This window comes from Waltera intestinalis, assembly GCF_009695995.1.
GTDB lineage: Bacteria > Bacillota > Clostridia > Lachnospirales > Lachnospiraceae > Acetatifactor > Acetatifactor intestinalis.
In genome coordinates, this window is sequence record NZ_VUMU01000003.1 from 45,943 (window position 1) to 61,877 (window position 15,935).

At 48.0% G+C, this 15,935-nt stretch carries 13 protein-coding genes and 1 pseudogene; 12 read left to right on the top strand and 2 right to left on the bottom strand.

Translation table 11 applies throughout. The annotated features are described in order from the left end of the window. Positions 1-44: 44 nt before the first annotated feature. Positions 45-1,034: an aldo/keto reductase gene (locus FYJ59_RS03625; protein ID WP_154495299.1), complete on the top strand. Its 990-nt coding sequence runs from the start codon at positions 45-47 to the stop codon at positions 1,032-1,034. 45 nt (positions 1,035-1,079) lie between these two features. On the opposite strand, the gene hflC is transcribed toward FYJ59_RS03625, so the two are convergent. Both hflC and hflK read right to left on the bottom strand, forming a co-directional pair. Continuing rightward, positions 1,080-1,949, bottom strand: coding sequence for a protease modulator HflC (hflC, locus tag FYJ59_RS03630; RefSeq protein WP_154495300.1), 870 nt, complete (start codon positions 1,947-1,949; stop codon positions 1,080-1,082). Positions 1,950-1,980: 31 nt separating this feature from the next. Next, positions 1,981-3,012, bottom strand: a complete 1,032-nt coding sequence (gene hflK, locus FYJ59_RS03635) for an FtsH protease activity modulator HflK (protein WP_154495302.1) — start codon at positions 3,010-3,012, stop codon at positions 1,981-1,983. A 228-nt stretch (positions 3,013-3,240) separates the two neighbouring features. Here hflK and FYJ59_RS03640 point away from each other — a divergent pair, with 228 nt between their 5' ends. From FYJ59_RS03640 to FYJ59_RS03690, 11 genes and pseudogenes are all read left to right on the top strand, one after another. Then, positions 3,241-4,053, top strand: coding sequence for a polysaccharide deacetylase family protein (locus FYJ59_RS03640; RefSeq protein ID WP_154495304.1), 813 nt, complete (start codon positions 3,241-3,243; stop codon positions 4,051-4,053). A 228-nt stretch (positions 4,054-4,281) separates the two neighbouring features. Further along, positions 4,282-5,841, top strand: coding sequence for an NAD(P)/FAD-dependent oxidoreductase (locus tag FYJ59_RS03645; protein WP_154495306.1), 1,560 nt, complete (start codon positions 4,282-4,284; stop codon positions 5,839-5,841). Then, a pseudogene (locus FYJ59_RS03650) lies at positions 5,834-6,817 on the top strand (NAD(P)/FAD-dependent oxidoreductase); the annotation flags it as partial. The gene FYJ59_RS03645 and the pseudogene FYJ59_RS03650, both read left to right, overlap by 8 nt. A gap of 19 nt (positions 6,818-6,836) precedes the next feature. Then, positions 6,837-7,214: a DUF1667 domain-containing protein gene (locus FYJ59_RS03655; protein ID WP_154495310.1), complete on the top strand. Its 378-nt coding sequence runs from the start codon at positions 6,837-6,839 to the stop codon at positions 7,212-7,214. A gap of 117 nt (positions 7,215-7,331) precedes the next feature. Next, positions 7,332-8,855 (top strand): glycerol kinase GlpK, encoded by a 1,524-nt coding sequence (gene glpK / locus FYJ59_RS03660; protein WP_154495312.1) that lies wholly within the window; start codon positions 7,332-7,334, stop codon positions 8,853-8,855. Positions 8,856-9,038: 183 nt separating this feature from the next. Continuing rightward, complete coding sequence (locus FYJ59_RS03665) at positions 9,039-10,667, top strand: tetratricopeptide repeat-containing diguanylate cyclase (protein WP_154495314.1); 1,629 nt, start codon at positions 9,039-9,041, stop codon at positions 10,665-10,667. 33 nt (positions 10,668-10,700) lie between these two features. After that, positions 10,701-11,900 (top strand): pyridoxal phosphate-dependent aminotransferase, encoded by a 1,200-nt coding sequence (locus tag FYJ59_RS03670; protein ID WP_022154989.1) that lies wholly within the window; start codon positions 10,701-10,703, stop codon positions 11,898-11,900. A gap of 1 nt (position 11,901) precedes the next feature. Beyond that, a complete protein-coding gene (locus tag FYJ59_RS03675) occupies positions 11,902-12,756 on the top strand; it encodes a patatin-like phospholipase family protein (protein WP_022154988.1) in 855 nt (284 codons plus the stop codon). A gap of 36 nt (positions 12,757-12,792) precedes the next feature. Continuing rightward, positions 12,793-13,704 (top strand): undecaprenyl-diphosphate phosphatase, encoded by a 912-nt coding sequence (locus tag FYJ59_RS03680; RefSeq protein ID WP_154495316.1) that lies wholly within the window; start codon positions 12,793-12,795, stop codon positions 13,702-13,704. A gap of 117 nt (positions 13,705-13,821) precedes the next feature. Next, positions 13,822-14,292: a DUF6465 family protein gene (locus tag FYJ59_RS03685; protein ID WP_154495318.1), complete on the top strand. Its 471-nt coding sequence runs from the start codon at positions 13,822-13,824 to the stop codon at positions 14,290-14,292. Positions 14,293-14,431: 139 nt separating this feature from the next. Next, on the top strand, positions 14,432-15,826 hold the full coding sequence (locus FYJ59_RS03690; RefSeq protein WP_154495320.1) for a DUF2142 domain-containing protein: 1,395 nt from the start codon (positions 14,432-14,434) through the stop codon (positions 15,824-15,826). Positions 15,827-15,935: the final 109 nt, after the last annotated feature.

The following is a 15,935-nucleotide window of genomic DNA, read 5'->3' on the forward strand; positions in this document are numbered from 1 at the left end:
AATATAATAAAGACAACAAAAGGTAAAAAGACGGAGGTATTTAAATGTATCAGGCAGATGAGAAAAGATATGAAGAAATGAAATATAATCGCTGCGGTGCCAGTGGATTGCTGCTTCCGGCAGTATCTCTGGGATTATGGCACAATTTCGGATCCAATGGGAATTTTGACAATATGTTGGACATGTGTCACACTGCTTTTGACCACGGTATCACACATTTTGATCTGGCGAACAACTACGGACCGGTATACGGTGCGGCAGAAGAGAATTTCGGCCGTATCCTGAAAAAGGATCTGGGTGTGTACCGGGATGAACTGGTGATTTCCACGAAGGCCGGTTATGATATGTGGCCCGGACCTTACGGTAACTGGGGCAGTAAAAAGTACCTGGTGGCCAGCCTGGATCAGAGCCTGAAGCGTATGGGACTGGATTATGTGGATATCTTCTACCATCACAGACCGGATCCAAATACACCGTTGGAGGAGACCGTTCGTGCACTGGACGGCATTGTGAAATCCGGTAAGGCATTGTATGTGGGAATTTCAAATTACAATAAAGAACAGACCATTGCAGCGGCAGAACTGTTCAAGGAACTGGGCACACCGTTTATTATCAACCAGAGAAAATATTCCATGTTTGTAAGAGATATTGAGAAGGATGGTCTGAAAGATTACGCTGCAGCTCACGGCATCGGTATTATTACCTTCAGCCCTTTGGCACAGGGACTTCTGACCGACCGTTATCTCCATGGTATTCCGGAGGACAGCCGTGTCCGTACCGACGGCAGATTCCTGAAAGAAGCGGCGATCGTGGAAGAGACATTGAAGAAGGTACGTGCACTGAACGATCTGGCATCCCAGAGAGGGCAGACCCTGGCACAGATGGCATTGTCCTGGATTTTAAGAGACGGGGATATTACCAGCGTCCTGATCGGAGCTTCCAAGCCTTCACAGATCCTGGATAATATTGGAATTGTAAACGCAACCTCCTTCAGCGATGAAGAAAGACGTAAGATTGAAGAGATTCTGGCATAAAAAAAGCCGGTGCCTGCAAGAATATTGCAGACGCCGGCTTTCACGTTATCTTCCGTAGAAAATCTGCGCGATCGGAGAGTCCGGGGACAGGATCACGGTTTTATTATCACCGGTCATGGAAGCTTTCAGGGCATCCAGACTTCTGACGAAGGAATAGAAATCCTGCTTGGATTCATCGGCATAGGCCTCTGACAGAATACGCATGTATTCCGCTTCTCCCTCCGCAATGAGAATTTCCGCGTTTTTATTGGCTTCCGACAGGAGCACATTGACTTCCTTGTCAGTGGTGTTGCGAATCTTCTGTGCTTCGGAACTTCCCTCAGCAGTGTAGGTGGCAGAGATATTTTCGCGTTCGGAGATCATACGCTCGTACACAGCAGCTTTGTTGTCACTGGGCAGGTCCAGCTGTTTGGTTTCAAAAGAAAGCAGCTCGATACCGTATTGTTCGGTGGTGTTTCCGATGTTGTTCATGATGGCAGCAGCCAGTTCTCCGTCACGACCGGAGATCACATCATTCTGGGTCGTGCTGCTGATAATATTTTTCGTAGAGTTATATACGATGGTGTCCAGACGGCTCTCAGCGTTGGAGATGGAAGAGTTCAGGGTCTGGGCAAATTTCAGAGGATCGTTGATCTGCCATAAAATGTAACTGTCACAGATCATGGTCTTCTTGTCGCTGGTGATGACATCGGAGGAAGACAGATCATAGAGCAGGATCTCCTTTGGGAGCTTATCGACGCTCTGTACAAAAGGAATCTTAAAGGTAACTCCTGCAGTACTCACTACATGGTCTACTTTGCCGAACTGCCGGATCAGACTGTATTCGTTTTCATTGGTAACGACAATGCTGGAGGATCCGATGATCAACAATGCCAGTACTAATATAATCAGAGATATATTTTTCACTTTTTTCATATTTATAAAACTGCCTTTCTCTAGACAATGGTTATTGTGTGGTTTCAGGGGTGCTGTTTTCCGTGGAAGAACCGGTTGTCGTACCTGTGAAAGATTCCAAAGGATAGAAGGTCTGTGTATTGCCGTTTGGACTTTCGATGACTACTTTGAGATCCGGCAGGACTTCTTCCATGGCCTCGTAGAACATGCGCTGTTTAGTTATTGTCGGGTTCTTGATATATTCCTCGTACATAGCGTTAAAACGCGCAACCTGTGCAGTAGCCTCATTGATGCGCTCGGTCTTTTGCGCCTCAGCGTCTTTGATGATACCGTCGGCCTGTGCCTGCGCCAGAGGAAGCTGTTCATTGCGGTATTTATTGGCATTGTTCAGAGCGGTTTCTTTCCCCTGCTTGGCGGTTTCCACAGCCTTGAAAGCTTCCATGACTTCGGAGGTAGGCGGCTCGGAATCCTGGATCGTGATATTTACCAGTTGGATACCGATATCCTGTTCGCTCAGACGCTCCAGAATCATTTCTTTGATGGCGGCCTGAATTTCATTTTTTCCGGTAGTCAGGACATCGTCCACCGGATAACTGCCGATCACGGTACGAATACAGCTCTGGCTGATGTTACGCAGGATCAGCACGGGATCTTTGGAAGCATAGACTGCTTTTACCGGGTCACTGAAACGATACTCTACGAAGAAATCGACGTTGACAAAATTATAGTCGGAAGTGATCATGAGAGAATCATCGGTTTCCGAAGAATTGGAATCTAAATCATATCCAAGGGAAAATCCCTGAATGGTGGTATTTACTTTGCGAACCTGTTGGATGAACGGTATCTTAAAATGAAGTCCGGGATCCGTTACCGCTTTGGCTTGACCTAAAGTGATCAGAACCGCCTGCTCCTGTTCACGGATCTGGTAAGTGGAATTAAAAGTAAAAATAGCGATTACCAGAATCACAAGAATGATGCCGGGGACTTTCCACCAGCTTTTCTTCGTTTTTGCTGCTTCCGCGGTGCCGGAACCTAAATCTTCAAAGCCGTTCTGGCGATTACGGAAGGAGTTGAATTTTTTCATAAATATGCTCCTTTCTCATTGTAATTCGTTTATTGGTTGTATACTTTACTATATTAAAGGATGAATGAAAGGAAGGCAATGGAAAGTTTTGCACGATAAAGAGGGTTAATGCCGGATTCTTATCAGTTGCAAAATTGTTCCAGTCGTAATATGATGAAAACATGTGGGTTGAAAATCACCATATTTTTTAAACCACAATAGAAATTACAGTAGAAAAGGATGGAAAAGATGAAAGTATATACTTGTTTTCCCAGCGGAAAAGCCAAAGCACTGACGATGAGTTATGATGACGGTAAGGTACAGGACAGACGCCTGATCGACATTTTTAATAAATATGGTATCAAGGGAACGTTTAATCTGAATTATGGGCTGGTGGGAGAACGCCCCCGCATGACTTTTGAAGAAATGAAAGGGCTGTATGCGGGACATGAGATCGCAACCCATACCATGACCCACCCCACCATCGAGAGATGTCCGTTAGTGGAAGTGGCACAGGAACTACTGGAGGATCGGAAAGGCCTGGAAAAATGGACGGGGCAGATCGTCAGGGGACATGCGTATCCCAACGGTTCTTACAGCGAGGAGATCAAGCAGCTGTATCGTCAGCTGGGCGTGGCTTATGCCAGAGTGGTAGAGACGGTTCCGGATTTTGCACTGCCGAAGGATCCGTTGGAGTGGCATGCTACCTGCCATCATAATGACCCGAAGCTGATGGAGTATGCGGAATTTTTCGCTGATTTCAAGAAGAGCCAGTACCTGAAGCTGATGTATGTCTGGGGGCACAGCTACGAGTTCGATAATAATGACAACTGGGATGTGATCGAGAACTTCTGCAAATATATGGGCGGCAGAGACGACATCTGGTACGCCACCAATATTGAGATCATTGATTATATGGATGCAGCGAAACGTTTACAGTTCTCTGCGGATTACGAAAAGGTATATAACCCTAATGCCTGCAGTGTATGGTTGCAGTTGAACAGTGATAAGTGCGTGGAGATCAAGGGCGGAACCCTGGTGGATCTGAATACATTGTTATAAGAGAAAACTGACCGGACAGCGATTACTGTCCGGTTTTTTCGACTACATTTTACACAGAGTGTTGCTAGTTTTCGGTCGTGTTTTCCTGTGGGATATGGTAAAATAGATATCAAAGAAACATTTTCGACAAATAAAAAAATGGACATTCATAAAGAGAAAACGGATATTCAGAAGGTAAAAGTGAACATTCAAATATTAATGTAAATATAGGAAAGGCAGGGCGAGGTTATGAAGGATTATGATGTGATCATCATCGGCGCCGGAGTCAGTGGCTGTGCCATCGCCAGGGAACTGGCGAAGGGAAAGCTGAGGATCGCTGTACTGGAGGCGAAAAGTGATGTCTGCGAAGGTACTTCCAAGGCAAACAGCGGCATTGTGCATGCGGGGTATGATGCGGTGCCGGGAACCCTTAAGGCAAAATTAAATGTCCGGGGCAACGAAATGATGGAGGAACTGTCGAAGAAGCTGGACTTTCCGTTTCGCAGGAACGGTTCCCTGGTACTGTGCTTTGAAGAAGACGGCATGCCCGGACTGGAAGAACTGTACAGACGTGGCATAGAGAATGGGGTCAAGGAATTGAAGCTTCTGTCTCCGGAGGAAGTATGGGCTATGGAGCCGGCGATTTCCCGGAATATCGTGGGAGCATTGTATGCACCCACCGGCGGCATCGTATGTCCTTTCGGACTGAACATTGCGCTGGCAGAAAATGCGGCGGAAAACGGCGTAGAGTTCTATCGTGACCACAAGGTGACAGCCATCGTGGAACAGAGACCGGTATGGACCGAGAACCCGCCTGCGAAGGAAGGACGGATGTATCAGGTGCAGGTGGATGGTGAGATATTCGAGGCTCCCATCGTCATCAATGCGGCAGGTGTCTATGCGGATGAAATCCACAACATGATCTGTGAAGAGAAGATCCGCATTGTGCCGAGAAAAGGCGAGTACCGTCTCATGGATAAAAACTGCGGTAATCTGGTAAATGCCACTATTTTCCAGCAGCCCTCCAAAATGGGCAAGGGTATACTAGTCACCCCTACGGTACATGGCAATCTGTTAGTAGGACCCACGGCAGAAGATATTCCGGATAAGCAGGATGTAGACACTACTGCAGAAGGACTGGCGAAGGTTCTGCATCTGGGAAGCAACAGCGTGGATGCTTTGGACGGCAGACAGACGATTACCTCTTTTGCCGGACTGCGGGCGCACCTGGTACACGAAGACCCCGGGGAGAAATCAGACTTCCTCATCGGAGAGGCAGCAGGACATCCCGGTTTCATTGATGTGGCAGGCATCGAATCTCCGGGACTTACCAGTGCACCCGCCATCGGCGAATACGTGGCACAGATCGTTGAAAATATTTATCCTGCAGAACGTAAAGCGGATTTTGTTGACACCAGAAAAGGAATCCCCAGCATGGCGCTTGCCACGGAAGAGGAGAGAGAAGCGCTGATCCGGGAAAATCCCGCTTTTGCAAACGTGATCTGCCGTTGTGAACTGGTGACGGAGGGAGAGATCTTGGAAGCCATCCATCGCCCGGTGGGAGCGACGACATTAGACGGCGTCAAGCGCCGTACCAGAGCCGGTATGGGTAGATGCCAGGCGGGATTCTGTTCCCCGAAGACATTGGAAATCCTGTCGAGAGAACTGCATCTCGATCCGGCACAGATCACTAAGGAAGGAACCGGCTCAGAGATTCTGACCGGTAAAAATAAAGACACCGCACCCGGAGAGGGCGGAACATGGAAGAGGACACAGGAACCTGGCGGAAAGGAGGCACTCCATGAGTAAACGTACAGAAGATATCGTCATCATCGGAGGAGGTCCCGCGGGACTGGCAGCAGCGCTGTCTGCGAGAAAGGCCGGCTGTGAAAAAGTACTGATCTTAGAGCGTGACAGAGAACTGGGAGGCATTCTGAACCAGTGTATCCACAACGGATTCGGACTGCATACTTTTAAAGAGGAGCTGACCGGACCGGAATACGCGGAACGCTATATTGACATGGCAGAAGAAGCAAAAATCCCTTATCTGCTGAATACCATGGTAACAAATATTTCCCTGCGCTCCGATGGACGCAAGAAAGTCACCGCCATGAACAAAGAGGACGGTCTGTTGGAGATCGAGACAGAGACCGTGATCCTGGCGATGGGCTGCAGAGAGCGTTCCCGTGGTGCGTTAAATATTCCCGGCAGCAGACCGGCAGGCATCTACAGCGCCGGAACTGCGCAGTATTATGTAAACATCCGCGGACGTATGCCGGGTAAGAATGTAGTCATCCTGGGCTCCGGTGATATTGGACTCATCATGGCGAGACGTATGGTGTTAGAAGGCGCCAAGGTGCAGTGCGTGGCGGAGCTTCGTCCCCAGAGCGGTGGACTGAAGCGTAACATTGTCCAGTGCCTGGATGATTTCAACATCCCTCTGTATCTGAATACTACCGTGGCACAGATTCACGGCAGAGACCGTGTAGAGGGAGTGACCCTGACAAAAGTGGACGATAATGGGAACCCCATTCCCGGATCCGAGTGGGAGGTTCCCTGCGATACTCTGTTGTTATCCTGCGGGCTGATCCCGGAGAACGAACTGACCAGGGGCTTAGGAGCAGATATGGACGGCAAGACCGGAGGACCGATAGTGGGAGAGAATCTGGAGTGCAGTATCCCCGGCGTCTTCGCCTGCGGCAATGTGCTCCATGTCCATGAACTGGTAGACCATGTATCCGCAGAAGCGGAAAAGGCTGGAAACTACGCAGTGGAATATATCCGACAGAAAAGAGGGTGAGACGATGGCAGAGAAGAATACAACACAAAAAGAATTGACCTGCATCTGCTGTCCGGTAGGGTGTGCTCTGACCGTGACTATAGCAGATGACAGTAGTGTCACAGTGACCGGTAACCGATGTCCCAGAGGCGCAGCCTACGGAGAGAAGGAAGTGACCAACCCTATGCGTATTGTGACATCCACCGTACGCGTGACAGGATATCCGGATGCTGTGGTATCCGTGAAGACAGCTTCCGACATTCCTAAAGGCAGGATTGATGACTGCATGAAAGCTCTGGCAGATGTCACAGTAGCGGCACCCATCCATGTAGGAGATATCATCTTGGAAAATGTGGCTGACACAGGTGTCAATATAGTGGCAACCCGGTCGTTTCGGGGATAACAGAAGATATCATATAATTAGAGCAATGACCACATATCCCAACGGCTTCCGCAAATTTATCTGAGTGGGATATGTGTCAATTGTGATGAAATGAACAACGGGAGGTTACATAACAGAATGGGAGATATACAGAACACACAGAAGAAAACATACATCATGGCACTGGATCAGGGTACCACCAGTTCCCGCTGCATCCTGTTTGATAAGCAGGGAAACATCTGCTCCATGGCACAGAAGGAATTCACACAGATCTATCCCCAGCCCGGCTGGGTGGAACATAACCCCATGGAGATCTGGTCTTCCCAGCTGGGAGTGGCAATCGAGAGCATGGCAGTCCTGGGTATCACAGATGACCAGATCGAAGCCATCGGTATTACCAATCAGCGTGAGACTACGATTATCTGGGACAAAAATACGGGGGAACCTGTATACAATGCCATCGTGTGGCAGTGCCGCCGGACTTCCGATATGATCGAGGAATTGAAAAAAGACGGTTTTGACAAAATCCTCCGGGAGAAGACCGGACTGATTCCCGATGCCTACTTCAGTGCATCGAAGATCGCCTGGATACTGAATAATGTTCCCGGAGCCAGAGAACGCGCAGAGAGAGGAGAGTTACTCTTCGGTACGGTGGATACCTGGCTGATCTGGAATCTGACCAAGGGCGCCGTACATGTGACGGATTATACCAATGCTTCCCGAACCATGCTTTTCGATATTCATAACCTCTGCTGGGATCAGGAAATCTTGAAGCGCTTCAATATCCCGGAGAGTCTGCTTCCGAAGGTGTGCTGTTCCAGCGAGATCTACGGTAAGACCGATGCGTCCGTTCTGGGCGGCGAGATTCCTATCGCCGGTGCGGCGGGAGACCAGCAGGCGGCGCTGTTCGGACAGTGCTGCTTTGAGCAGGGAGAAGTGAAAAATACTTATGGGACCGGCTGCTTCTTATTAATGAATACCGGACACGAAGCTATTACCTCCCAGTCGGGTCTGTTGACCACTATTGCTGCCAGCACAAGCAAAAACGTAGAATATGCCCTGGAGGGCAGCGTGTTCGTAGCCGGTGCAGGGATCCAGTGGCTTCGTGACAGTATGCGTATGCTCAAGACCTCTGCACAGTCCCAGGAGTATGCAGAGCATGTGCCGGATACCGCAGGGGTCTATATCGTTCCGGCATTTGCGGGCATGGGAGCTCCATACTGGGATCAGTATGCCAGAGGAACCATCGTCGGCATTACCAGAGGCTGTACCAAGGAGCATTTCATCCGTGCCACGCTGGAATCTATTGCATACCAGACGGCAGATGTGCTGGAAGCCATGGAGAAGGACAGCGGTATTGATTTAAAGAGTCTGAAAGTAGACGGTGGTGCCAGTGCCAATGATTTCCTTATGCAATTCCAGGCGGATATCGTCAACACCCAGGTACGCCGTCCGGCATGTATCGAGACGACGGCTCTGGGAGCCGCTTATCTGGCGGGACTTGCCGTAGGCTATTGGAAGAATCGTGACGAGATCCGGGAGAACTGGCAGATCGGAGCCTCTTTTGCACCGGAAATGGATGAAGAAGGCCGTAAGAAATTGTTAAAGGGCTGGCATCGTGCGGTGAAATGTGCGCTTGCCTGGGCGGAAGATGACGCCTGATAACGGAATAAATCTGAACAAATCCTAAATTTTTCCGGATAGCGTGCATTTTTAGCGGTGCAATATTGTAAAGTGTCAAAATACTGTGGTATGATAACTAATTAGAACACAATAACTGCCCATAGGAATCTCCGGCAGGAGATCTGACGACAGACAGCTTAGGTATTCCGGAAAGGAAACAGCATGGATTTAAAGGGCTTACCACAGACCGTTCAAAATTTCATAAGCGACACGATACAGCTGCGAGAGAACGGCAAATGCCTGGACAATGAGACCTGCCAGAGGGTGCTGGAATATGCGGCGGACACCGGATCCCAGAAGCTGGCGGGACTCGGACTGTATTATCTGGCGGAATATTACTGGCAGAACGGGCAATATGAGAGCACGATACAGAGTCTGACGGAGAGCGTGGGATATCTGAAAAACTCTCAGATGTACGAACTTCTGGCACGGACTTACAATATGATGGGAGCAGCGTCCGACCGGAAAAATAACCGGATGGTGGCGCTCAGCTCGTATTATAACAGTCTGCAGTACGCGGAAAAGTATCATTATTATTACATACAGGGAATGGCGGAGAGCAATATTGCCTACACACTGGTGAGAATGCGGCTGAGGCAGGAAGCAATCCAGCATTACCGCACGGCAATCGACTGCTACAACCGTTCGGAGAGCAACTATTATCTGAATTATAACAGGATCAACTGTATGGTGGAATGCGGTTGCTGCTATTTGTATCAGGGGGATAAGGAACAGGCTCTGAAATTATGGGAAGACATTGAAGAGATTCTTCGCAGAGAGCCGGACACCTATTACTCTCACATAACGGTGGAGATGTATCGGATCCCCTGTGAAGCGGTGCAGGGACATGACGAGGAAGCGGTAAAGCTTGCGGAAGATATCCTGAAACACCTGCAAGATCCCGATATGTTTGAAGATATTCTGGATAATCTGGTAATATTGGCGGGGATCCTTGCATTTTTACCGGACGGAAAATATCTGGAACAACTGATTCACATCATAGATGAGAAAGATGTGGAAGAGCATTACAATATTTATCTGGATCTGTATCCTTTCAAGTCTCAGAGCATTCTGAGCAGGGGAGACATGCAGGAATACATCGCATATACCCGAAAGTATTTTGAACTCTATGAGAAGTTCCGGCAGGAAAATCGCCAGGCACTGATCAATGTCATGGAATTACAGGATCGGCTGAAAAATGTCACCATGGACTGGGAGAATATGCAGGCCTCCAATCAGGCACTGGAGAATCTGGCAATGCATGATGAACTGACAGGACTTGCCAACCGGACATACCTGCATGAATATTTTACCGGCTGCTTCGAACACGCCTATGCGGAAGAGGAGATCATGGGTGTGGAGCTTATGGATATTGATTTTTTCAAAGAGTACAATGATCACTACGGTCATCTGATGGGAGACCGGTGTCTGAAAGCCATTGCCGGAGTTCTGCAAAAGATACAGATTCCGGGACAGGTATTTTGTGCCAGATACGGTGGCGATGAATTTATGATCGTATATACCGGGATGACAGTGGAGCAGATCCGGAGAATTTCAGAGGACATTCTCAGAGAGGTCCGTATGTTAAAAATACCTCATGAGTGCAGCAGGTGCAGTAAATACGTATCCATCAGCCAGGGAGTCTTTGCAAGAATCCCGATGGAAAATAACAGAGAGTGGGATTTCACTTCCAGAGCGGATGAGCTTCTCTATAAGGCAAAAAACTGTGGAAGAGACGGCATCTGTCTGTCCACAGAAAAGTCCAGTGATAAGTGTATAGAGATCAAATAAACAGCGCAGACAGCGCGGATGGGAGAGCGTAGTATGTTAGTTCAGAAATACAAAGACATGCTGTCGGGAAAATCAGTGATCCGGCAGCTTTCGGAATTCGCTACGGCAAGAGGACAGGAGATCGGATACGAGAATGTATTTGATTACAGCCTGGGGAATCCTTCCGTTCCGGTTCCCAGAGAATTTACCGACCGCATGATCCATATGCTTGCGACGAAGGAACCGTTGGAACTGCACGGTTATAGTCCAAGCCTCGGTATTACAAGTGTCAGGGAGGCAATTGCTGAGAATCTGGAGAAGAGATTCGGCCTGCCCTATCGCAAAGAGCATATTTTCATGGCATCCGGGGCGGCGGGAGCGCTGGCACATGCTTTTCGTCTGGTGACGGAGCCGGGAGATGAGATCCTGACTTTTGCACCGTTTTTCCCGGAATATCATCCTTATGTGGATCTCACCGGGGCAGTACTGAAGGTGGTTCCGCCCAATCTGGAGAACTTCCAGATCAACTTCGAGGCGTTTGAAGAGATGCTGACAGAGAAGGTCAAGGCAGTACTGATCAATACTCCCAACAACCCCTCCGGTGTGGTATATTCCACCCCGACATTGCAGAGACTGGCAGATATCCTGAGAGAAAAGTCCAAGGAATACGGTCATATTATTTATCTGATCTCTGATGAACCTTATCGTGAGATCGTGTTTGAAGGCGTAGACAGTCCCTGCGTATCCTATTTTTATGACAATACCATCATGTGTTATTCTTTCTCCAAATCCCTGTCTCTGCCGGGAGAGCGTATCGGTTATGTGGCAGTGAACCCGGCATGTGAGGATGCGGAGACCATGATCAATATGTGTGGACAGATCTCCCGCGGTATCGGACATAACTGTCCTCCTTCCATTATCCAGCTGGCAGTGGCACAGGTACTGGACAAGACAGCGGATCTGTCGGTGTATGAGACGAATATGAACATCCTCTATAAAGAACTGCTAGACCTGGGATTCACCTGTGTGAAGCCCGGCGGAACTTTCTACATTTTCCCGAAGGCACTGGAAGAGGATGCCAAGGTATTCAGCCAGAAAGCATTGAAATATGATCTCGTTCTGGTACCGGGCGACAGCTTTGGCGCACCCGGATATTTCCGCATGGCCTACTGTGTGGACACGGAGAAGGTAGAGAGATCTCTGGAAGCCTTTCGAAAATTTGTAAAGACTGAGTACGGAAAGGAGTCATTGTAAGATGTATCAGGCAGGACTGGTATTGGAAGGCGGTGGCATGAAGGGTGTCTATACCGCCGGAGTGTTGGACTTTTTTACCGAAAAAGGAATTGACTTTTCCCATATCTATGGGGTATCTGCCGGAGCGTGCCATATGTGCAGCTATCTGTCCCGACAAAAGGGACGGGCACTGAGTGTCAGTGTGGACTATCTGGATACGAGACGATATTGCAGTCTGGAGAGCTTATTGACCAGCGGAGATCTGTTCAATGTGGATTTCTGTTATCACCTGATCCCGGAATATCTATATCCGTATGACTATGAAACATTTGAAAAATATCCCGGCAAGGCCTACAGCGTGGTGACCAACATCGAGACGGGACAGCCGGAGTATCTGCGTGTCCGTGATATCCGCAAAGATATTGACAAGATCCGTGCTTCCGCATCCCTGCCGTTAGTGGCACGGAATGTAAAAATAGATGGGAAGCTGTATCTGGACGGCGGCATCAGCGATGCGATCCCTCTGGAAAAATCGATCCTGGACGGCAACCGTAAAAACATTGTTGTCATGACCAAGGAAGTGGGATTCGTGAGAAAACCCGCCTCCGCATCGCAGTTAGGACTCATAAAACTCAGATATCTGAAATATCCTAAAGTATATGAACTTATGGCAGACAGACATATCCGTTATAATGAGAGCCTGGACTACATCGAAAGACAGGAGAAATGTGGTCAGGCATTCGTGATCCGTCCTCATAAAAAGAGTGATGTGGGACGGATCGAGAAAGACAAGGACAAACTGATCGCCTTATACGAAGAGGGGTATCGGGAGGCAGAAGCCTGCTATGAGGATCTGCTGGCATATCTGGAAAAATAAGTACTAAAAATATAAGAAAGTATAGAGAGAAAAGAAATGTTAGAAATTATCAAAGCGATTATTTACGGTATTGTAGAAGGTATTACCGAATGGCTGCCGATCAGCAGCACGGGACATCTGATCCTGGTGGAGCGTCTGATCCCTTTTCAACAGACCAGTGAAGGCTTTTTCGATATGTTCGATGTAGTCATTCAGCTGGGAGCTATTTTAGCGGTGGTTGTATTGTTCTGGAACAAGATCTGGCCCTTTTACCTGAAGAAAAATAAGCAGCCGAAAAAGGGAGGCATCGTAAAATCCGCAAAAGATCCCGCAGTGGGAAATGTGGCACTGAGCATGGATGCTTTCTGGATGTGGGTGAAGATCGTTGTGGCATGTATCCCGGCAGTCGTATATGGTCTGTTATTTGATGATGCGGTGGGAGAAGCCTTCCAAAAAGAGATCGGAAGCAGCGGCGTTACGATCCAGGTTATAGTGGTAGCTGTAATGCTGGTAGTGGTCGGCATACTGTTTATCGTGATCGAGAATTGGAATAAGGACCGTGTACCTACCACAACAAAATTGTCTCAGCTGACCTACAGAGATGCACTGATCATCGGTCTGTGCCAGCTGGTAGCGGCGGCACTGCCCGGAACCTCCCGCTCCGGAGCTACGATCCTGGGAGCTATTATGATTGGTATATCGAGAACAGTGGCAGCGGAATTCACCTTCTTTCTGGCGATTCCTGTTATGTTTGGAGCGAGTCTTCTGAAATTGTTGAAGTTTGGATTTGCATTCACGGGAATGGAGCTTGCCTGCCTTCTGGTCGGTACGGTGGTATCCTTTATTGTATCCCTGTTCGTGCTTCGCTTCCTGATGGGATATATCAAAAAGCATGACTTTAAGGTCTTCGGATGGTACCGGATCGTACTGGGGATTATCGTATTACTGTACTTCCTTGTATTCGCATAACAGTTGACAATTATAAGGAAATGGAATACACTACCCTTATCGAGCGCCGGAATACGGTACTTGTGAGGAGAATGAAATATTTTTTGTACATGATTCGTACAGAAGGGAGACGGTAACATGGCAATAGTTAAGAAAACTGTAGCACCAGTAGCAGCAGCGAAAGTGGAAGCGCCTAAGGCAGAAGTGAAGAAAGCAGCACCGACAACTCCAGTTAAGACAGAAACCAAGACCGCTGCGAAGGAAGCTGAGAAGGCACCTGTAGCAAAGGCCGAAGTAAAAGCACCTGTAAAGGCAGAGGTTAAAAAGCCCGCAGCTAAGAAAGAGACAGCAAAAAAGGAAACCGCTAAGAAAGCACCCGCTAAGAAACCCGCAGCAAAAAAGGCAGAGTTAAAGAGCGAGATCAGTGTTCAGTTCGGCGGCAAGTCCTATTCTCAGGAAGATCTGCTGAAGATTGCAAAGGATGTATGGAAATACGATCTGAAGCAGAAGGCAGCTGATCTGACCAGCGTAGAATTATATGTAAAACCCGAAGAGAACATGGTTTACTATGTAATGAACAAAGAGACCACCGGAAGCTTCTACATATAATTATCCAGAGTCAGATAAAATGAGCAAAGTATACGTCGAATGCTTGCATTCGTAAGAATACTTGTGAGCAGGCCCCAAAGTTGAATAATCACTTTGGGGTCTTTGTATCATTATTATCACAATGTTAAAGGATGACAGAATGCAGAAAAAATCAGAAAAGATTATTTTTACATTATATCTGCTGGGTTTTCTGGCACTGGCGCTTACCATCGCCCTGCTGCAGCCCCTCGCCAATACACCGCCCCTGTTCGGTAACCCGCCCGATGAGCATGCGAGATATCTGATTCCGCAGTTTATCTGCAAATACGGCAGAATCCCCACGGGACTGGAGGAAGAAGTGCGGATTCCGGCGTATGGATTTTCTTATGCACTGTATAACGTATTTCCATATATTGTACAGGGGTATATCATGCGTTTTGTCAGCCTGTTCACGGAATCCGAGATCGCGTTGCTGTACACTGCACGTCTGGTGAATGTGACTTTCGGACTGCTGATGGCAGTCGTGGTATACTTTATCGGGAAGAGAGTATTTCAGGATGACAGATTCCGCTGGCTGTTCTGCTTTGCGGTGACCTATCTGCCGGAAGGGCTGTTTATGCATACCTATGTGAATACGGATTCCTGCTGCATGTTGTCCACGGCGATGATGGTGTATGCACTGATCTGTGTTTACCGGGACGGCATCAATGTCCGGAACAGTCTGTGGATGAGCGCAGGTATTATTTTATGCGCACTTTCTTATTATAATGCCTATGGATATATCGTAAGCTGCATTTTGCTGTTTGTTATGTTCTTTTTACAGAAAAAGGAGAGCGGCGGTTATTTTTATGACTGGAAGAAGATGTTAAAATACGGCTGCTTTATTGCGGCGGTGGTCCTGATAGGAATCGGATGGTGGTTCATTCGAAGTTATATAGTACTGGACGGAGATCTGTTAGGACTTGCCACCCGGGAAAAAATGGCAATACAGTATGCGGTAGAGAGCGTAAATCCCCTGACGATGCAGACCTATCACTCCATGGGATATACAGTATTCGAAATGTTCCGGGAACGATATACCTTGTCCGGACTGTTCCACAGCTTTGTGGGGGCATTTGGTTCCATGTCCATATATGGCTCCATCTGGCTGTACCGGGCATATAAAGTATTTTTTGCAGCAGGCATTGTGGGAGCGCTTCTGTATCTGATCCGTTATAAAAAGCGGCGTAAAATATCCGGAAGAGAATGGTTCTTTCATATCAATATGTTGTATTGCATTTTCATGCCGGTTTTTCTGACAATTTATTATGCATATACCACAGATTATCAGAACCAGGGACGTTACCTGCTCCCGGCATTGATCCCGCTAATGTATTACATGACAAAAGGGATTCAGAAGCTTTCGGAAATCAGCTTCAGAGGCAGGACTTTTCCGAGATGGCTGGTAAATGCAGGCATTGCGGTATGCTTCCTGATCATTATCGGAGGCGCAATAGAAATGGTATATGTACGGGCACTTCCCGTGTATTTAGAGACAGGACTGGTACTGGAATAGTGCCGGTCCTGTCTTTGTATGGAAACGATTCAGAAAAGCCCGAAGAGGCGATTTTGCGAATGGAACTCGGAATAGTTTTTTTAATAGTTTGTTTAGAATTATTTTTGGG

What these genes read in the sequence shown, in the direction of transcription:
- FYJ59_RS03625 (WP_154495299.1), top strand. Translation starts at nt 45, where the DNA reads ATGTATCAGGCAGATGAGAAAAGATATGAAGAAATGAAATATAATCGC.
- hflC (WP_154495300.1), bottom strand. Translation starts at nt 1,949, where the DNA reads ATGAAAAAAGTGAAAAATATATCTCTGATTATATTAGTACTGGCATTG.
- hflK (WP_154495302.1), bottom strand. Translation starts at nt 3,012, where the DNA reads ATGAAAAAATTCAACTCCTTCCGTAATCGCCAGAACGGCTTTGAAGAT.
- FYJ59_RS03640 (WP_154495304.1), top strand. Translation starts at nt 3,241, where the DNA reads ATGAAAGTATATACTTGTTTTCCCAGCGGAAAAGCCAAAGCACTGACG.
- FYJ59_RS03645 (WP_154495306.1), top strand. Translation starts at nt 4,282, where the DNA reads ATGAAGGATTATGATGTGATCATCATCGGCGCCGGAGTCAGTGGCTGT.
- FYJ59_RS03655 (WP_154495310.1), top strand. Translation starts at nt 6,837, where the DNA reads ATGGCAGAGAAGAATACAACACAAAAAGAATTGACCTGCATCTGCTGT.
- glpK (WP_154495312.1), top strand. Translation starts at nt 7,332, where the DNA reads ATGGGAGATATACAGAACACACAGAAGAAAACATACATCATGGCACTG.
- FYJ59_RS03665 (WP_154495314.1), top strand. Translation starts at nt 9,039, where the DNA reads ATGGATTTAAAGGGCTTACCACAGACCGTTCAAAATTTCATAAGCGAC.
- FYJ59_RS03670 (WP_022154989.1), top strand. Translation starts at nt 10,701, where the DNA reads ATGTTAGTTCAGAAATACAAAGACATGCTGTCGGGAAAATCAGTGATC.
- FYJ59_RS03675 (WP_022154988.1), top strand. Translation starts at nt 11,902, where the DNA reads ATGTATCAGGCAGGACTGGTATTGGAAGGCGGTGGCATGAAGGGTGTC.
- FYJ59_RS03680 (WP_154495316.1), top strand. Translation starts at nt 12,793, where the DNA reads ATGTTAGAAATTATCAAAGCGATTATTTACGGTATTGTAGAAGGTATT.
- FYJ59_RS03685 (WP_154495318.1), top strand. Translation starts at nt 13,822, where the DNA reads ATGGCAATAGTTAAGAAAACTGTAGCACCAGTAGCAGCAGCGAAAGTG.
- FYJ59_RS03690 (WP_154495320.1), top strand. Translation starts at nt 14,432, where the DNA reads ATGCAGAAAAAATCAGAAAAGATTATTTTTACATTATATCTGCTGGGT.